Here is a 19122-nt window from a genome sequence, read left to right as displayed (position 1 = left end):
TTGTAGATAATATGGAACAAACAGATAAAACAAAAAAAATAATGCTAGATGATGGAATACTTGAAATTAAACAAGTTTGTGATGAAATGCTACACTTAAAGAAAAAATCTCCTTACTTTTTTCTTGTAGGAGCAGGGATCTCTTCTCCTAGTGCACCTTTAGCAAGAGACATTATAACTCATTGTAAAGAACATGCATTGAAATATAATAGAGAACTTACACCAGACAGTTCTTCTGTTCAAGATGCATATTCTGATTGGTTTGAATTAGCCTATCCTAATCGATTTCAGAGACAAAACTATATAAAAAATATTCTTCATAATCGTCCTATTAATCTCGCGAATATAAAATTAGCACATTTATTGTCTCAAAAAGTAGTAAGTAATTTAGTTATTACTACTAACTTTGATGATTTTTTATCAAGGTCTTTAAGTATGTTTGGAATACAACACATTGTTTCGGATCATCCGCACACTGTAGAAAAAATAGATCCTGAGAACAATGAAATTCAAATTGTACATATTCATGGGACTTATTGGTTTTATGATTGTTGCAATCTAAGTGGAGAAATCATTGAAAGAGCAGAACGCCAATTAAATACTAACCGAACTATGGCATTTTTCATTGATTCATTGCTCTATAGACGTGTTCCAATAGTTATTGGGTACAGCGGATGGGAAAATGATGTCTTTATGCAAGCATTGAAGAGAAGACTTGAAAGTCCGTTACCTTTTAACTTGTATTGGTTTTGTTATACTGAAAATGACATATACTCTTTACCAAAATGGCTTCGGTTTAATAGTGATGTAAAGTTTGTTGTACCTGATTCAAATATTGAACAACTTCCACAAGAAAATCTCGATCAAATTTTACTTGGAGTAAAAGATTCTGTTGAAAATAATGGTTTTCTTGATGCTAAAGAAGTATTTGAACAATTCATCAATAAATTTAACATTGAATCTCCAGAAATCACACGTGATCCTATAGGGTTTTATGTGAAGTCCTTAAATAGTTCGGTTGACAGCGATAATTTGAGTGAGAATGAGGACGGTAAGTATTTTTTCAAAGAAGTTATTGAGAGACTAGAAAGAGCTAAGGCAAGTAAGGAATATACCACAAATTTATTTTTAGAAGAACTTAAAGAGTTACTTAAGAAATCACAATACGAAGAATTAATTAATAAAGTACAAATGAATTATAGTTACTCAATGTTTGATTTTCAAGAGCATGTGGAATTGCTGAATGTTATCTTATCTGCTTCTGATAAATTATATGAAAATTACGAAGGGTACGATTTAATAAAAAAAATATCAATGGAAGTTATTACAAGAAGTAAGAAAGATAATGATTTGAGCGTTATAAAAAAAATCATTTGCAAAGCATTATTAGGTAAAGGAGATATTTTGCAAAAAAAATTATCTTATGATGAAGCTTTAGTGGTATATGATGAATTAATGTTAAATTTCATTGAGGAACAATTTGTCTATTACGTGGTTCGAGCAATATTTCGTAAAGGTCTTATCTATGAAGGCATGGAAAAATTTCAAGATGAAATCAAAGCTTATAATTTAATTATTGAAGAATATTCAGATATTAAGACACAAAATGTTAGGAATATAGTAGCAACATCCTATCTAAAGAAAGCTACAACTATGTTTAAAGAAAATACCGACATATTTGAATCTTTAGAAGTTCTAGATACATTTAAACTTGAATTTTGTAATGATAGTCATCCGAAAATTCAACACTTTATATGTCTATCTCTATATATAAAATCAATAATCCTAAATTCTAAAAATCTATTAGATAGAGAATTAGAAGTTTATAATGAAATGCTAATTTTATTTGGTGAAAGTGAAGAACTCAATATAAAAGAGACAGTGGCTAAATCCTTAAAGAATAAAGGAGAAACTTTGACCAAACTTCAGCGACATAATGAGGCATTAGATACGTTTGATGAAATTACGAAAAGATACACTGATGATGATGAGTCGTCTTTGAAAGAACTTGCGGCAAATGCAATGATGAATAAAGGACGATATTTACATAATATTGGTAATCATAGTGAAGCGATTAAAATGTATGAAAAAATTCACAAATATTATAGCCAGTCAGATCAAATATCAGATACTGTACAGCTTAAGAAAGCTGATACATATGTTGCAATGGGACATTTTAATGAAGCTGTGACTGTATACGATGAGATTATTTCTACGGTTGAAAAACTTAATAATTCGAATGTAGATTTGTTCGCACAGTCTTATTTAGGTAAAGTATTTGCGTTAGCGAAGGCAGAGAAGTATGAATCCTCTAATACGGTTATTGACACTTTTATCGAAAAAGTCCAAAAAATTAAAGAAATAAAGGTTAAGAGATATGTTGCATTTGCATTATCTAATAAAGCTCTAAATTTTACAAATTTGGAGGATGATTCGAATGCGCTTAATATTTATAAAGAAATCATTATGAAATTCAAAAACTTTGGTAAAGATAAAATATTAAATGAAATAATTCAAAGCAGTTTTTACAAAAAAGCATTGACTCTGGGGAGACTAGGAGATGAATCAAAATCAGTTAAAGAATTAAATTCTCTTTATATCAAATTAAAGGACGAAACAGAGTACGATTTGAGAATTATAGCAAAAAAATCTTTATTATCTAGAGCAATAGGATTATGCAATTTAGAGAGATATGAAGAGTCTCTCATGACACATGATTTAATAGAGAGTACTTATTACAGTGATACAGAATTACATGAGGAATCATTTGAATATTCATTTAAAATTAATAAAAGTGATTGCCTGAGAGGTTTGGGGAAATTAAAAGAAGCACTTGAAGTATTTTTGGATATTAAGCAATTAATTGGAACTATGAGTCAAGATTACTTCGCGAGTATTCTTGGTGAGATCAACTCTATAGGTTTCGAAGCCTATACTACTAAACAGTATGAATTAAGTAAAAATGCCTTTATGTTAGCTTTTAATTGTGGATCGGAAATTTCAGGATCAAACCTATCTTTTATGGTTAGAAGAGGGGAAGTAACTGGAAATAACGTACCGAGTCACGAGGTTTTACTAGCTCCAGCTTTGAAAAATAATGAACCTTTCGCTATTATCAATAAGCTTTTATTAAATATCATGGAAACGAATAGTGAAGAGTGTAAGAATTTAATTGAGAAAATTGATGATTTTACTGGAATACTCCATTGGTGGAGTCAGTTGGCGATTAATGATGATCCAGAGGGGCATCTAGTTATTGGTTTGTTGACTAGAGCTAACTTGGTCTCTGATCCAAATGGTATGTCATTTAAAGAAAGATTTGACATTGTAGATATTTCGGGTATGGGGATACCATCGTGGCTAAATGAATAATTGCAATTTCTTATGCCAACTCTGCCTCTTGCACAAGTAAGAAAAACGTGCCTCACCAAACATAGGTGAGGCATTATCGATTTAATCTCCCAAGGAAGAAAGACAGGGAGAGTTTAGTTAGGGCACCCTATTTCTCATTCTGGACGAGCGACGGTTCACTAGGAATATGCCAACACCAATGAATAAACCGCCTGCCAATGCAAACCACTGAACGTGTTCTCCTAGTAAAATCCAACTCGATAATACACCAAAGAACGGTGCCAGAAACAGATACGAACTGGTTTGGGCTGGGTCACTATTCTGAAGCAGATAAAACCAGAGTGAGAACTGAATGATGGAGCAAACAAGCGTTAACCAGAGCAGCGCCATAACCGAGGTGGTATTGACCATAAAGTGAGGCTGTTCAGTCCATACGCTCAGCAGAAGCAACGCAGCACCTCCAGCAAGCATCTGATAGGCTGTTAATACAAAAGTATCATAGCCATTGCCCCAGCGTTTGATGAGCAATGTGGACACGGCAAAGGAGATCGCACCACCAAATCCAATCCAGGTTCCAGGACTAAAGCTCATCTGCCATCCAAAAGTTAACATAATCCCGATGAAACCGAGTATAACACCGATCCACTGACTGAAACGGTAGGTCACTCTATATAAAAGAGCACTGAGGATAATGACCAGTAGCGGATTGGTAAACGTAATAATGGCGGATTCACCGGATGTAATCCAGTTCATGCTGTAGTAGGCGCAGCCCATCACTCCGGCGGATTGGAACAGGCCAATGAGGATTATTTTCAACCAAGACTGCCATCCAGTAGGCAAAGGACGTTTACGAAGGAACAAGGCCATCAAGCCACCTGCCAGTATATAACGTATGCCCATGAGCAGGAGAGGTGGGGCATATAACATGCCGATCTTGCCAACTGGAAAAGAAGTGCCCATGATTAACGTTGTCAAAATGATCAATAGTGTATATTTCAATGGTTTTATGATCCGGGTATCTTTATCATGACTGGAGCTCATAACGTCTGTCCGCTATCTACAGTAATTAGTTGCCCGGTCATGGATTGCTGTTCCAGCGCAGCACAGATCATGTGTGCGATATCTTCAGGTGAGGCAATATGCTGTAATAACACTTCTCCACCAAGACGATACATTCGCTCCTCGTTTCCAGCCCACCACCTTGTAGCAACTGCGCCAGGGACGATAGCATTCACCCGAATGTGTGGTGAGAGTGCGTGCGCAAGTGATAAGGTCAGCCCATGAACTGCCGCTTTGGAGACGGCGTAAGGGAGGCAGGAGCCCGAGCCCGTACTGCCTGCGATGCTGCCCAGATTTACGATAGAACCACCGCCAGCCTGTCTCATGCCTTCTGTCACTGCACGAGCGCAATGAAACATGCCTTTCACATTCACATCAACCAGCTCATTCCAGACGTCATCTGTAACAGACTCCAGATCGTGCATGGGGATATGGTGTGTGATTCCGGCGTTATTTACGAGTGCAGTAATCGGGCCATAGGTTTCAGTTATTGTAGTGACCATTCGCCGGACATCAAAATCATTGGCAACATTAGCTTGAACGGCGAATGCATGGCCTCCCGTATCCAAAATGTGTTGAACAGTCTCGTTTGCTGCATCTTGTGAGCGGGAATAGTTGACAGCGACCAAGGCTCCGCGTTCAGCGAGCAACTCACTTACAGCACGTCCTATACCTGTTCCACCACCTGTGATCAGAGCAACTCTATTTTTCCAGTATGTCATGCTGAACACTCCTTATCATCATCCAGTCAGATGACTGGTTTGGGATCTACATGAATTGTAGTCCGGTTTACACATGAAGTATAATGATTGGTAATGAAGCGGATATCATTTTGAATGATGTCAGAGTGGGGGGACCATGGAGAGCGGGGATCTTAGAATATTTCAGTGTGTTGCACAGGAAGGGAATCTGACCAAAGCTGCTTCTAAACTGGGGTATGTTCAATCCAACGTAACGGCACGAATCCGGCATCTGGAAGCAGAAGTGGGTACAACGTTGTTTATTCGTCATAACCGAGGCATGACGTTATCTCCAGCCGGAGAAATGTTGCTGACCTATGCAGATAAAATTATTGGTTTGCTGAATGATGCTTCCAAGGCACTTCGGGCGACGAGCACACCATCGGGTCCAATGCGAATAGGGTCTACACAAACCGCAGCGGCCGTGCGACTACCTGAACTTTTCGTCAGATATTATAAACAGTATCCAGATGTCTCCTTGTCACTGGTTACTGGCAATTCGCAGATGCTTATGGATCAGGTTATTGGGTATGAATTGGAGGGAGCGTTTATAGGCTGTCCCTGTGATCATCCTGATATCGTTTCTATTCCCGTATTTGATGAGGAACTATTTGTTGTCTATTCTGGTATGGGTCCTACGGATGAAGATCTTAAGAGTAAACCTATTCTTGTCTACAGCATGGGGTGTTCCTATCGTCAGGTTTTGGAGGAATGGTTAGAGGTGGGTGGTGTTACCCGCCCAGTAATTATGGAATTCGGAACCCTTGAAGCGATTATTAGTGGAGTTACGTCCGGTATGGGAATTTCCTTATTACCAGAGATTGTGATTAGGCATCAGATCGAAAATGGATTATTGCGCACGCATACACTCCCCGTAGGTATGAATCGCATGATGACTCATTTTATTACTCGCAAGGATGCCTTTGTCAGCAGTGCACTTCATGCATTTATGGCTATGTTACCGCGAGAGTATGATATGATAGAGAGTGGAGAACCATCAGAAGTGTAATTGTATTCAAGGCAAGGCAATCCGTTAAGGAAGTGATGAGCAATGGATTTATTTTCGTTTCAACAGGACTCAAAACCACAAGCTAGACTGCTCGCGGACCGCTTGCGGCCAGAGCATCTGGATGAATATATTGGACAGGAACATATTATTGGACCGGGGAAATTACTCCGGCGCGCCATCGAGGCTGATCAGATTTCGTCCATCTTGTTATACGGCCCTCCGGGATGTGGCAAGACAACCTTGGCACATATTATTTCCCAGCAAACGAAAGGACAGTTCGTACGTCTGAATGCAGTGGAAGCTTCCGTTAAGGATGTGCGTGAAGTCATCGAACAGGCGCAAACGAACAAACAGCTGTATGGAACCAAAACCATTCTGTTCCTCGACGAGGTACATCGGTTTAACAGTTCACGTCAGGATGCGTTATTGCCAGCGGTAGAGAAGGGCACGATTATTTTTATCGGCGCAACAACAGAGAATCCCTTTCATTATGTCAATGGAGCCTTGATGAGCCGTTCTACTCTGTTCCAGCTAGAATCGCTAAATAAGGATCATTCCCTAATTGCAATGCACAGAGCATTGAGTGATGCGGACAAAGGTCTGGGGTTCATGGAACTGCAGGCGGACGATGAGGCGCTTGAACATATTGCTACGATGGCCAACGGAGATATTCGGCGTGCGCTTAATGCGCTTGAACTGGCTGCGTTGACGACGCCACCGGAGAAGGATGGATCCATTCATATTACGCTTGGCGTAGCTGAAGAGTCTATTCGGCGTCCCATTGTGAAGGCGGATGAATCGACACAGTATGATGTGTTGTCTGCATTTCACAAGAGTATTCGGGGTTCCAGTGATGCGGCGTTGTTCTGGTTTCTATACGCGGTGGAGAAGCTCGGCATGGACCCGATGACCTTCATTCGGCGCCTGATTGCAGCAAGTAGTGAAGATATTGGACTTGCAAACCCGCAAGCTATGACCCAGGCCATTGGAGCACTTGATGCGTACCGAAATAACGGCTGGCCTGAAGCCAAGCTGAACATTGCACAAGCGATTTTGTTTGCAGTAGAAAGTCCAAAATCCAATGCGGTGTACACCGCCATTTCCAAAGCCATGAACGCGATTGATGAGGTAAAATCGGCAGAAGTTCCGCTTCACTTGCGAGATACGCATTACTCGGGTGCCGTGAAGCTTGGACATGAGGGTTATCAATATCCACACAACTATCCGGGGCATTACGTGAAACAAGAATATTTGCCAAAGCAGCTCTCACGGAGAGTATTCTATGAGGCAACGGAGCAGGGTAACGAATCGAAGATCAGGCTGAACCAACAGCGGCGCAGAGATCTATAAGATCAGTCAGATCACTCGGGAGATGCATACAACATGAAAGAGCTTTTGTATATAGGGGCGGGTGGATTTCTCGGCACATTAACCCGATATGCTATACAGTTAGCGATACCAACTGTCCATGGGGGATTTCCATGGGCAGTGCTGTTAATCAATGCGATGGGCAGCCTTTTTTTGGGTTGGTTCTTTACCATAGCTGTTCCAGGCAAAATAACACCACAACTTCGACTGGCGATTGGTACAGGTTTTACAGGCGCATTTACGACATTCTCCACGTTTACACTGGATATTGTTCGTTTATCCGAAGGGGGCGAATGGATCAGTGCCGCTATTTATATGATCGTGAGTCTGTTGGCAGGATTGTTGCTTTGTGCGCTGGGAATGAGCCTTGGACATCGTATGTTGGGAGCACAAAGACAAGAGGGTGATGCCTCATGATCCTGTGGATTGGTTTTGCAGGTGTGCTGGGTGCGGTACTGCGTTACAGTCTGGGAAAATGGGTCTCTGGCTTGCTGGGAATGGCCTTTCCATGGGGAACATGGATCATCAACATCAGTGGTTCATTGTTGCTTGGGTTGTTATATGGGTGGCATGAATCTGCAATGATCTCAGATGGAATCTGGTTGATGTGGGGAACCGGATTTTGCGGTGCGTACACGACGTTCTCTACCCTTGGTTATGAGACGTTAGGGCTTATGGGTCGACAACGATACGCAAGCGCGGCGCTCTACGTTGTCAGTTCGGTTCTAGTTGGGGTGTTTGCCGCCTGGGCAGGGGTCTGGTTGACTGCATAACGAACTATTTTTAATTTTTTTGCAAAAATAAGCAGGAAAAAAGCCATCCTTCATGGTATACATGAAAGACGGCTTTTTTAATAGGGATACACGGTATTGTGTATAATCCGCATTTTAATGGACAAGCTCTATTATTGCATTGCGGGTACAGGTACTTTTTGCACCTGATCGATCGTACCCCCACCCAGGCAGACCTCTCCGTCGTAGAAAACAACGGCTTGTCCTGGTGTAATGGCTTTTTGCTGCTGGTCAAATTGGACATCGACACTTCCATCTTCTTGCCAGGTCAATGTTACACCTTGATCCGGCTGACGATAGCGGAATTTGGCAGTACAACGGTATGGCACATTAGGCATGTGCTCTGCACCAGCAATCCAGTTCACACCCGTTGCGGTTAGACCTGTGGAGTACAGGCTTGCATGGGCATCGCCCTGAACAACAAGCAGTTGATTCTTCTCCAGATTCTTGTCTGCAACGAACCAAGGTTCACCATTGCCGGAACCGCCAATGCCAAGACCTTGGCGCTGTCCAAGTGTGTAGTACATCAGACCGTCATGACGACCTTTGACTTCACCGGTTGCGATATCAACCATGTCTCCGCCTTTGGCAGGCAGATAGTTACTCAGGAACTCTTTGAAATTACGCTCACCGATGAAGCAGACACCTGTGCTGTCTTTTTTCTTGGCAGTATACAAACCAGCCGCTTCTGCGATTTTGCGTACTTCGGGTTTGGGCAGATGACCAATCGGGAACATGGCTTTGGACAGCTGGTTCTGATTGAGTGCGTTAAGGAAATACGTTTGATCCTTATTGTTGTCCACACCACGAAGCAACTTGAGTGTGCCATCTTCTTCAATCAGACGAGCATAGTGTCCTGTAGCTACATAATCTGCGCCGAGATCCAGAGCTTTGTTCAGGAATTCACCAAATTTGATCTCACGATTACACATGACATCCGGATTTGGCGTGCGGCCCGACTTATATTCATCAAGGAAATAGGTAAATACTTTATCAAAATATTCTTTCTCGAAGTTGACAGTGTAGTAAGGAATGCCGATCTGTTCACATACGCGGCGTACATCCTCTGAATCTTCTTCAGCGGTACAGTGGCCGAACTCGTCGGTGTCATCCCAGTTTTTCATGAAAATGCCGATGACATCGTACCCTTGCTCTTTCAGCAGCAGTGCGGTAACGGAAGAATCGACACCTCCGGACATGCCAACGACGACCCGTGTATTTTCAATTGTTTTGGACATCGTTATCACCATTTCTATATATAAATGTGTTTCGTTTCTTATTCTAGCATAACCGGACTCAAGATACGATACACCCGGCCAATTTTGGATAGTGTCCACCACAGACGCACATTTTGGAATATCGTCAATCTTTCTTTTCCATAAAGCATGCAGATATGTTAACATTAGCTGAGGGTTATGATCGGAATACGGAGGATTAGAAGGTTTATGCTAATCTCAATGCATCTCCGCTGTGGACAGATCGTGAAACAGACGGTCATGGACCATAGGATTAAATAAAAGTTTCCAATCGTTTCTGAAAATTGAAAGAGGTGACTCCTTTGAAAATATCGACAAAAGGCCGTTACGGCCTCACAATCATGATGGAGCTTGCTGCCAGAATAGGCGAAGGCCCTACATCACTTAAAAGCATTGCTGAGCGCAACCAGCTCTCGGAGCATTACTTGGAGCAACTGATTGCTCCACTGCGTAATGCAGGACTGGTGAAAAGCATTAGAGGTGCTTACGGCGGTTATATCCTTGCGGGTGATCCTGCAACCGTAACTGCTGGCGATGTAATCCGTGTACTGGAAGGGCCAATCTCTCCAGTAGATTTCACAGAGGAAGATGATCCGGCGAAACGTGATCTGTGGTTGCGTATTCGTGATGGCATTGCGGAAGTGTTGGATTCCACAACACTGAAAGACCTGATTACCTTCCAGGATCAGGACAAAAAAGATAGCTACATGTTTTACATTTAAGATCATTAATTCGCATCACAGAAGACACAATAAAGCCTCCAATTTGGGGGCTTTAGACATGCCAATGGGTACTTTGTTCTTCAATTTCTACAGATCATTTTAATTGAGCAGGGCTATGTATTTAGCCGCGGGATTAACAAGATGGTCAAGTGTGAACTTAACTGGATCACTTGTAAATCAGCGACTTTTTAAGGTTTCTATATCAGCTTCCATGCGTAACTGACGGCGATTCAAAATATCAATGCTGTGCTGATGGGTATTTAATTCGGTAGTTACTTTGCGTTCAGAGACAGAGTGGGAAGCTTCAAGATGTTTCGTAATAGTCAATGTTTCCAGAACAGCTTGTTGAAGAAGCGGAATGTTTTTAGTTTGTTCCTCTATGGTGTCCAATCTGCTTTCCATGGTATTCAGTCTGTCTTCCATCTTTTCAAGACGTACGTCGATGCTGTCGAATCGTTTGTCCATTTGTTGAAGCTGATTTAGAATCTGCCCGAGAATGGGATCACTCATGTCTCTCTCTCCTTTTTGAAATGGATATAGAACATTATACACGAAGATGCGACAATAGAGCATCCGTTTCAGTTTCCAATTTTGATAGTTTGCCATGAGATAGAAATTTAACATATAACGGGGTGAAGATAAATGAAACGAATTTATTTGGATCACGCCGCATCGACACCTATGCATCCACAAGTCGCAGAAGCGATGATGAACGTCATGACAGGACAATTTGGCAATGCATCAAGTATCCATGCCTTTGGGCGTGAGGCCAAACGGACTGTCAGCGGAGCAAGGGATGTCATTGCGGCGTCTTTGGGCTGTTTCCCGGACGAATTGGTATTCACCGGAGGTGGCACGGAGAGCGACAATCTGGCAATCTTTGGAGCAGTCTCATCCAGGCAGGATAAGGGGAAACACGTCATTACAACCGCAATTGAGCACCACGCTGTCTTGCATACGTGTCAGGAATTGGAGCGGCAAGGTTATGAAGTAACCTATCTATCTGTGGATCGTCATGGACGAATAAATCTAGATGAGTTGCAAGAGGCCATTCGGCCGGATACGGTGCTGATTACCATGATGTATGCCAACAATGAAGTGGGCACCATTCAGCCGATTCGCGAGGTAGGTGAGCTTGCACGTCAGCATAATATCCTTTTCCATACCGATGCGGTTCAGGCTCTGGGCAGCCAGAATATTTCCTGTAAGGAACTGCCTGTGGATCTGATCAGCTTCTCTGCGCATAAAATCAACGGACCTCAGGGCGTGGGTGCACTCTATGTACGGCGAGGAATTGTGCTGGAAGCAAGAGCTCACGGTGGGTTGCAAGAGCGTCAGCGTCGGGCTGGTACGGAAAATATCGCAGGTATTACAGGATTTGCAGAGGCTCTCAAGATTGCATCAGCACAGACGGAGGTGCATCGTCAGCATGATTTGGAATTGCGTAAACTTTTGTTGGAACAGCTTGAAATTCATGTGGGTACGGAGCACTTTCACGTGAATGGACACCTGGAGCATACGCTGCCAAACATCTTGAATATCAGCTTTCCGGAAGTGTCCACAGAGACGATGTTAATGAATCTGGATATGGAAGGGATTGCTGTTGCAAGCGGTTCTGCCTGCACTTCCGGTTCACTCGAAGTCTCTCATGTGCTCAAAGCGATGAAATTGCCTGAAACATTTTTACACTCTGCGATTCGATTTAGCTGGGGATTGGGTAATACTACGGAAGAAATCATGATAACCGCCGAAAAAATTGGAACCATTCTTGGACGACTGCGTAATAGACCCTAAGGGGAACTTTACACATGGAACAGAAGGAGGGAAGAAGTTCCATTTCATCGGTTGGATAGAAGCGGTTTTGATGATCGGCGTCTGATTGCCACTCATCAACTTTGGGCATACCTAGCAATAGCGCCGCGCCTATTTAATGATAAGAAGATGAGGGGGACCCAGCGATGAAGCTTCAGGAAATGATCGGACTTGCCGTTTTTGATGTTGAGGACGGGAAGCAGGTCGGTAAAATCCAGGATTTCATTGTGAATGATGATTGGGAGATCGAAGGCATTGAGCTTGAGAACAAAGGTCTGTTTACCAATCATGTCAAAATCGTGCAGTGGCAAGATATCGTTGCCTACGGCGAAGATGCCGTCATGATCCGTAATCAACAGGCTGTCCGCAAGACGGGAGCCGACGACATAAAATACACGTACCTCCTCGGTCGGTCTAAATTGAAGGAGATGTCCGTGCTCACCGAAGAAGGTTTGCTGCTCGGGCGTGTCTCCGATGTTTATTTTGACCAAGAGTTGGGAAATACAATAATAGGGATTGAAATTACGGACGGTTTTGTGTCCGATCTGATCGAGGGCCGCAAATGGCTGCCATGTACAAGCGATATGTCCATCGGGGAAAGTGCCATTATGGTGCCGTCTCTGAGTGAACAACGCTTGGAAAATGCCATTCATTCTGTTAATGGATAGGTGAATGAATATGAAATGTCCAAACTGTAGTTCCAAAGATATCGGGAAAATTGGTTCCCACCAGTTTTATTGCTGGGGATGCTTTATCGAATTAACGGTGAACGGTGAGAAAATGTCTGTATATCAGGTGGAAGAAGACGGTACGCTGAGTTCCCTGGATGATCTGTTTTTCGGGGACGAGCTGCCACAAGACTTCCCTCATCTTCACGCTTCTTCTTAATAAGCAGAATAACTTCCTCTATATGCGGTTTCATGACAATGTCTGTCATGGGAGGCTGTCGTTAATTGTTGGCAGATGTATATAGATGCGGTTACATAGTGGTTCGGCTGGTGTATGGTTGATTATATGCTAACCCGTACTGCAAAATGCGCTTCCTTTTCTGATGAAGGAGGCGTTTTTTTGGGTTTAAGAAAAAATGTTCGGATTACTCCTTTCCACTTTTGCGCTGGGTTAATAAATATTACCTTTCCTACATATACTGACTCTCAGAGCCAGTCCAAAAGGAGAGATGCAAGTGGAGCAATTAACCAAAAACAAGCTGTTCCGTTACGCGATCTGGCTGCTGCTCGGATTGATCATTTTATATTTTATCTGGCTGCTGCGGCCTTTACTGCTTCACATATATGTGTTCCTGAAAACAGTGCTGGCACCCTTTATCGTAGCCCTTATCATATCCTATGTACTTAATCCGATTGTCAGCATGCTGGGAGGGCGCAAGGTGCCGCGTACGATTGCGGTACTACTCATATATGCCTTTTTCCTGACCTGCCTCGGTGTCATTCTGATGAATGTCATTCCGGTATTGATTGAACAGCTAGGGGAACTCAACGAGCATATGCCGGAACTGTCCATGCGTGCCCAGAGCCTGATGAACAATATGGATCACAAATTAATGCCGCCAAGTGTGCGAACAGGCATGAACAGTTGGTTTTTTCAGATGGAGGATCGACTAACTCAGGGAATTACTGTGCTCATGGACAATATCGGGGCGACCATTAATGTGTTATTCAATGTGTTTATCGTGCCATTTCTGATCTTTTATATGTTAAAAGACTTTGAGGTATTTGAGCGCACCATTGTGGCGTATCTGCCGCGTTCACGTCGTAAAGCGATTGTCTCGGTGATGAAAGAGATCGATACTGCACTGGGGAACTACATTCGGGGACAGTTTATTGTCTGTGTCATTGTTGGTATCTTTGCCTACATTGGTTATATCATCATTGATATGCCGTATGCCCTGCTACTTGCAAGCATTGTAGCTGTGTTTAACATTGTGCCCTACTTGGGGCCGTTCCTTGGAGCTGCTCCTGCTGTGGTCATGGCATCAACTGTATCGTTTAAAATGGTACTACTTGTTGTCATTGTGAACACACTGTGCCAGGTGTTGGAGAGTAATGTTATTTCTCCTCAGGTGGTGGGACGTACGTTGCATCTGCATCCACTTTCGATTATATTTGCACTGCTCGTCGGAGGTGAACTGGCAGGCATTGTAGGTTTAATTTTGGCAGTACCCGTTTTTGCCGTGCTGAAGGTGATTGTGCAACACTTTTTCGCCTATTACATCAAACGAAGGACCGACTAAATAGCAGGGTTAAAACATCAACGAGGCCGCGTTGACACCCGCTTGTGCTACCGATATAATGAGTGTGTATGTTGAGAACATGAAATCGATGATGAAATAAAGTACGCCGAGGGTTCCTTTCCTCAGAGAATAGACTTCATCGGATCAGGGTGAGCCTGAACTGATGGCTGGAAGAGTCTTGAAAGATGAAGCGGCGGAAAGCTAATTTCGGAGTGCAGGACAACCCTGCCGGGAGCGACCGTTATTTCGCATGAACGAGGAGATTGTTTGTTTGTCCGGGCAGCAAGGGATGAACAGCAATAACCAGGGTGGTACCGCGATAACATCGTCCCTGATTATTCAGGGGCGTTTTTTGTGTTTATTTTTACAAAAACAATGTTGACCAACCGGAGCGAATACGCAACGGACTATTATAATTTAATGGGGGCATCCAGTATGAAAGCCAGTGAAATCCGGTCCAAATGGATAGAGTTTTTTGCAAGTAAAGGTCACAAAATCGAGCCAAGCGCATCGCTCGTACCTCACAACGATCCTTCCCTTCTGTGGATCAATGCAGGTATGGCACCGCTCAAACCATATTTTGACGGACGTGAGAAGCCGGAGAACCCGCGTCTAGCGAACTCCCAAAAATGTATCCGTACCAATGATATTGAGAATGTTGGTAAAACGCGTCGTCACCATACGTTCTTCGAAATGCTCGGCAACTTCTCTATTGGAGATTACTTCAAGGAAGAGACCGTAACATGGGCTTGGGAATTCTTGACCAGCAAAGAGTGGATCGGATTCGATCCGGAACGTCTTTCCGTAACGGTATATCCGGAAGATGAAGAAGCTTTCAAACTGTGGAACGAAAAAGTAGGACTGCCTGCTGAGCGTATCATTAAATTGGATGAAAACTTCTGGGATATCGGCGAAGGCCCATGTGGACCTTGTACCGAGATCTTCTATGACCGCGGCGAAGCTTACGGAAACGACATGAGCGATCCTGAAATGTATCCAGGTGGGGAAAACGAACGTTACCTGGAAGTATGGAATCTGGTATTCTCCCAGTTCAACCATAACAAGGACGGCAGCTACACACCGCTTCCTAACAAAAACATTGATACAGGTGCAGGTTTGGAGCGTTTTGCTTCCATTCTGCAAAATGTGGATTCCAACTTCGACACAGACCTGTTCCAACCGATGATTCAAAGAACAGCCGCTCTTGCGGGTGTGAAATATAACGACAGCGTAGAGATTGATGTTGCATTGAAAGTCATTGCCGATCATATCCGTACGGTTGCTTTTGCAGTAGGTGATGGCGTTCTGCCAAGTAATGAAGGACGTGGATATGTCATCCGTCGCTTGCTTCGCCGTGCAGTTCGTTATGGAAAAGTGCTTGGACTTGACCGTCCATTCCTGTATGAATTGACAACAACCGTTGGTGAAGTGATGGGCATGTACTACCCTGAGGTAGTAGACAAACAGGAGTTCATCGCCAAAGTAATCAAAACCGAGGAAGAGCGTTTCCACGAAACACTAACAGATGGTCTGGCTATTCTGGCTGATATCAGCGGCACAGCCAAATCCGAAGGACGCACCGTTATTAGCGGACCTGAAGCTTTCAAGCTGTATGATACGTACGGTTTCCCGTTTGACCTGACAGAAGATTATGCAGCAGAGCATGGTCTGACTGTGGACCGAGAAGGATTTGATGCTTCCATGCAGAAACAACGTGAGCTTGGACGTGCTGGGCGTCAAGAGAACGAGAGCATGAAAGTTCAAGGCGGACCACTTGCTGATCTGGAGGTTAAAAGCGAGTTTGTTGGTTATACTGACCTGTTGACGGAAGCAAAAGTGGTAGCCATCGTAGCCGGTGATGCCCTTGTTGAATCTGTAGGCGAAGGACAGACGTGTCAGGTTGTTCTGGACAAGACTCCGTTCTACGCGGAAAGTGGCGGTCAAGTGAGTGATCAGGGCTTGCTGCGAGGTGCTGGTGTATCAGCGAAAGTACAAGGTTTATTCAAAGCTCCACTTGGACAACATGTACATCTGGTGAATGTGGAGTCTGGTGAACTGCGTGTAGGCGATGTGATTAATGCCGAAGTAGACTCAGCGAAACGTGGCGACATTATCAAAAACCATACGGCTACCCACTTGCTGCACAAGGCACTCAAAGATGTGCTCGGAACACACGTAAACCAGGCAGGATCGCTCGTAGAGCCACAGCGTCTGCGGTTTGACTTCTCTCACTTCGGTAGTATTACGCCGGAAGAGTTGACAGAGATTGAACGTCAGGTGAATGAACAGATCTGGAATCGTCTGAACGTGAACATCGAGCTGAAAGCTATTGATGAAGCTAAAGAAATGGGTGCAATGGCCCTGTTTGGCGAAAAATATGGAGATATTGTACGTGTTGTTCAAGTCGGAGACTACAGTTTGGAACTTTGTGGCGGCTGTCACGTAAATAATACTTCAGAGATTGGAATCTTCAAACTGGTGAGCGAGAGCGGAATTGGCTCCGGCGTACGCCGGATCGAAGCTGTAACTGGCCGCGGCGCATATCTGTATGTGGAAAGCCAGTTGGAACTGCTTAAACAATCAGCAGCACTGCTCAAAGCAAATGTGGCTGATGTACCTAAACGGATTGAAGGTCTGAACCAACAATTGAAAGAAGCAGCCAGAGAGACTGAATCCCTGCAAAGCAAGCTGAGTGCCATGGAAGCGGGTCAATTGACCGATCAAGTGGTACAAGCAGGAAATACACAATTGCTGGCAGCACGCGTAGATGCTCCGAACATGGATGCGCTGCGTACAGTGGCAGATGAGTTGAAATTAAAATTGCCTAACGCGGTACTCGTATTGGGTGCTCCAGCGGACGGCAAAGTGAATTTTGTTGTAGCAGTACCTGCTGAACAAGTAAAACAAGGATTACACGCAGGCAAAATCGTCAAAGAAGTCGCAGCAATATGCGGCGGCGGTGGCGGCGGACGTCCAGATATGGCGCAAGCCGGAGGTAAGGATGCGACCAAGCTGGATGAAGCGCTGAAACTGGCAGTTTCGCTGGTTAGCGGGCATAATGCATAAATCCATTGAGTGGCTTTCAATCGTCAAAAAATAAATCGAAATGGTTCTGTTCGTTTATTTTTTGTACCCGAGAGCGTGTGGAATCGAATGATGCAATATGCTGAAGCCAGTAAAGGACAAGCAAAAAACACAATTGCCTTATCCTTTGTTTACTTGTGGCAGTCAGAATATGTTATTATATAAACAGAAATCAATTCGGCAGGACATGGTCCCCATGTTCATGCAGGAGCGAGGTGTCATCAATGGACTCCATGGATAAGACGGTTAAATTTAATGTGAAAGGTGACGAACAGGAAGCATCATCCAAAGAGATTCTTCTCACGGTATATGATGCATTGGTCGATAAGGAGTATAATCCGATCAACCAGATTGTTGGGTATCTGATTTCTGGAGACCCGGCATACATTCCTCGTCACAACAACGCACGTAGTCTGGTCCGTAAAAAGGAGCGCGATGAGCTGATTGAAGAGCTTGTACGTTCCTATCTGGCCAATCACCGGTAATGTACGCCGCTTCCGCTGTGTTGCAGCCTTGCAGGCAGCGGGAAATGAACCGACAGAAGACAGCCTGAAGCTTGAGAAGGCGATTATTTGTAATCGACCTGAGCAGGCCCCAGGATGGGAGAGCATGGATGAAAATATTAGGTTTGGACTATGGGGACCGAAGAATCGGAGTTGCCGCGAGTGACGCCTTCGGTTGGACTGCCCAGGGATTGGAAGTGCTAGAACGCCGCCGTGATGAAGGCGAGTTCGCTCGGATTGCCGAACTTGTGCGTGAGCATGAGATTAGTGAGATCGTAGTCGGACTTCCCAAAAACATGAACGGCACCGTAGGACCGCGCGGTGAGATATGCATTGCTTTTGCCGATCGCCTGCGGGATGAACTGAATTTACCTGTTCACCTTTGGGATGAACGGCTGACAACCATGGCAGCAGAACGTACGCTGATTGAAGCGGATGTCAGTCGGAAAAAACGCAAGCAGGTTGTGGACAAAATGGCCGCAAGCTTGATTTTGCAAAATTATTTGGATGCCAATAGTAGAAGGTGAGGGGGATCAACAATGGCTGAAGATCAACTGGGTATGGAAGAAGAAGCGGAAATTATTTACATTGCGGATGACGAGGGTAATGAAGAGGAATTCGAAGTCATCATGAAGTTTGAAGTAGATGGTTCGGAGGCCAAGTACATGATGGTTGCTCCGGTTGAACCTGAAGATGGCGAAACGGATGTATATGCATTCCGTTATGAAGAAGAGGGCGACGATATTAAACTTTTCGTCATCCAAGATGATGCCGAATGGGATATCGTCGAGGAGACGTTTAATACATTTCTTGCTGAAGATGAAGAGGAAGCGAACTAAATGACGGAATATAATCGCAAAGACCTGAAATGGACAGATTCACTGCGTCTGGCATTCGGTGCTCATGTTGAGCTCGAGGAAGAGAACGGTAAATCACAACCGTATGACTTGTTGGCTGAGTTCGAAGTGAACGGTCAGCAGTACGCGGTGCTCCGCAGTTCGTTGCGACCTTACGACGAGGTTGAACTTCTGCGGGTATCACCTGGAAGTGAAGACCAGATCATGCCAGAGTTAGTTACGATCGACGATGATGATGAGTGGGAGAACATCTCGGAACTGTATGATGAGTGTACACTCCCCATTGACGAAGATTAAATCAGCTTCAAATTGAAGAAACC

The 19122-nt window shown here is 43.8% G+C and carries 20 protein-coding genes; 16 read left to right on the top strand and 4 right to left on the bottom strand.

The genetic code is table 11. The features are described 5' to 3' along the window. Window positions 1-11: 11 nt before the first annotated feature. Window positions 12-3371, top strand: coding sequence for an SIR2 family protein (locus C161_RS28695; RefSeq protein ID WP_036674538.1), 3360 nt, complete (start codon window positions 12-14; stop codon window positions 3369-3371). 117 nt (window positions 3372-3488) lie between these two features. Here the strand turns inward: C161_RS28695 and C161_RS28690 are convergent, their stop codons facing one another. Both C161_RS28690 and C161_RS28685 read right to left on the bottom strand, forming a co-directional pair. Then, window positions 3489-4391, bottom strand: a complete 903-nt coding sequence (locus C161_RS28690) for a DMT family transporter (RefSeq protein ID WP_051450017.1) — start codon at window positions 4389-4391, stop codon at window positions 3489-3491. Further along, entirely contained in the window at window positions 4388-5131 is a 744-nt protein-coding gene (locus C161_RS28685) for an SDR family NAD(P)-dependent oxidoreductase (protein WP_036674536.1), read from the bottom strand. The genes C161_RS28690 and C161_RS28685 overlap by 4 nt, the downstream gene beginning before the upstream one ends. 136 nt (window positions 5132-5267) lie before the next feature. Here C161_RS28685 and C161_RS28680 point away from each other — a divergent pair, with 136 nt between their 5' ends. Genes C161_RS28680 through crcB form a run of 4 tightly spaced genes read left to right on the top strand, consistent with a single transcriptional unit; the run spans window position 5268 to window position 8299 of the window. Next, window positions 5268-6158, top strand: coding sequence for a LysR family transcriptional regulator (locus C161_RS28680; protein WP_036674534.1), 891 nt, complete (start codon window positions 5268-5270; stop codon window positions 6156-6158). A gap of 42 nt (window positions 6159-6200) precedes the next feature. Beyond that, window positions 6201-7508, top strand: a complete 1308-nt coding sequence (locus C161_RS28675) for a replication-associated recombination protein A (protein ID WP_036674532.1) — start codon at window positions 6201-6203, stop codon at window positions 7506-7508. Between the two features lie 33 nt (window positions 7509-7541). Next, on the top strand, window positions 7542-7943 hold the full coding sequence (locus C161_RS28670) for a fluoride efflux transporter FluC (protein WP_036674530.1): 402 nt from the start codon (window positions 7542-7544) through the stop codon (window positions 7941-7943). After that, complete coding sequence (gene crcB / locus C161_RS28665; RefSeq protein ID WP_036674528.1) at window positions 7940-8299, top strand: fluoride efflux transporter CrcB; 360 nt, start codon at window positions 7940-7942, stop codon at window positions 8297-8299. Before C161_RS28670 ends, crcB begins: the two co-directional genes overlap by 4 nt. 131 nt (window positions 8300-8430) lie before the next feature. Here the strand turns inward: crcB and mnmA are convergent, their stop codons facing one another. Next, on the bottom strand, window positions 8431-9555 hold the full coding sequence (gene mnmA / locus C161_RS28660) for a tRNA 2-thiouridine(34) synthase MnmA (protein WP_036616942.1): 1125 nt from the start codon (window positions 9553-9555) through the stop codon (window positions 8431-8433). A 320-nt stretch (window positions 9556-9875) separates the two neighbouring features. Here mnmA and cymR point away from each other — a divergent pair, with 320 nt between their 5' ends. Continuing rightward, on the top strand, window positions 9876-10295 hold the full coding sequence (cymR, locus tag C161_RS28655; protein WP_017686811.1) for a cysteine metabolism transcriptional regulator CymR: 420 nt from the start codon (window positions 9876-9878) through the stop codon (window positions 10293-10295). 177 nt (window positions 10296-10472) lie between these two features. Here cymR and C161_RS28650 read toward each other — a convergent pair whose 3' ends face one another. Next, window positions 10473-10805 carry a hypothetical protein gene (locus tag C161_RS28650; protein ID WP_036674526.1) on the bottom strand — a complete coding sequence of 111 codons (333 nt, stop codon included), beginning with the start codon at window positions 10803-10805 and terminating at the stop codon, window positions 10473-10475. Window positions 10806-10937: 132 nt separating this feature from the next. On the opposite strand from C161_RS28650, the gene C161_RS28645 reads away from it, so the two are divergent. From C161_RS28645 to C161_RS28605, 10 genes are all read left to right on the top strand, one after another. Continuing rightward, a complete protein-coding gene (locus tag C161_RS28645; RefSeq protein WP_036674524.1) occupies window positions 10938-12089 on the top strand; it encodes a cysteine desulfurase family protein in 1152 nt (383 codons plus the stop codon). Window positions 12090-12253: 164 nt separating this feature from the next. After that, window positions 12254-12775, top strand: coding sequence for a PRC-barrel domain-containing protein (locus C161_RS28640; RefSeq protein WP_017686814.1), 522 nt, complete (start codon window positions 12254-12256; stop codon window positions 12773-12775). Window positions 12776-12785: 10 nt separating this feature from the next. Further along, window positions 12786-12995: a hypothetical protein gene (locus C161_RS28635; RefSeq protein ID WP_017686815.1), complete on the top strand. Its 210-nt coding sequence runs from the start codon at window positions 12786-12788 to the stop codon at window positions 12993-12995. Between the two features lie 295 nt (window positions 12996-13290). After that, a complete protein-coding gene (locus C161_RS28630) occupies window positions 13291-14358 on the top strand; it encodes an AI-2E family transporter (RefSeq protein WP_036674522.1) in 1068 nt (355 codons plus the stop codon). Window positions 14359-14793: 435 nt separating this feature from the next. Next, window positions 14794-17424, top strand: coding sequence for an alanine--tRNA ligase (gene alaS / locus C161_RS28625; RefSeq protein WP_036674520.1), 2631 nt, complete (start codon window positions 14794-14796; stop codon window positions 17422-17424). Between the two features lie 97 nt (window positions 17425-17521). Then, complete coding sequence (locus tag C161_RS33240; protein ID WP_235193975.1) at window positions 17522-17683, top strand: hypothetical protein; 162 nt, start codon at window positions 17522-17524, stop codon at window positions 17681-17683. Further along, window positions 17667-17927 carry an IreB family regulatory phosphoprotein gene (locus C161_RS28620; protein ID WP_036616950.1) on the top strand — a complete coding sequence of 87 codons (261 nt, stop codon included), beginning with the start codon at window positions 17667-17669 and terminating at the stop codon, window positions 17925-17927. Before C161_RS33240 ends, C161_RS28620 begins: the two co-directional genes overlap by 17 nt. A 128-nt stretch (window positions 17928-18055) precedes the next feature. Further along, window positions 18056-18472 (top strand): Holliday junction resolvase RuvX, encoded by a 417-nt coding sequence (gene ruvX / locus C161_RS28615; RefSeq protein ID WP_036616953.1) that lies wholly within the window; start codon window positions 18056-18058, stop codon window positions 18470-18472. Window positions 18473-18484: 12 nt separating this feature from the next. Next, window positions 18485-18784 (top strand): DUF1292 domain-containing protein, encoded by a 300-nt coding sequence (locus C161_RS28610; protein ID WP_017686820.1) that lies wholly within the window; start codon window positions 18485-18487, stop codon window positions 18782-18784. Then, window positions 18785-19099: a DUF1292 domain-containing protein gene (locus tag C161_RS28605; RefSeq protein WP_036616957.1), complete on the top strand. Its 315-nt coding sequence runs from the start codon at window positions 18785-18787 to the stop codon at window positions 19097-19099. The last annotated feature ends 23 nt before the right edge of the window (window positions 19100-19122 follow it).

The sequence above is a fragment of the Paenibacillus sp. FSL R5-192 genome, assembly GCF_000517845.1.
Classification (GTDB): Bacteria; Bacillota; Bacilli; order Paenibacillales; family Paenibacillaceae; genus Paenibacillus; species Paenibacillus amylolyticus.
Note: the sequence above shows the minus strand (reverse complement) of the source record. Positions and strands in the feature narration are given on the sequence as shown.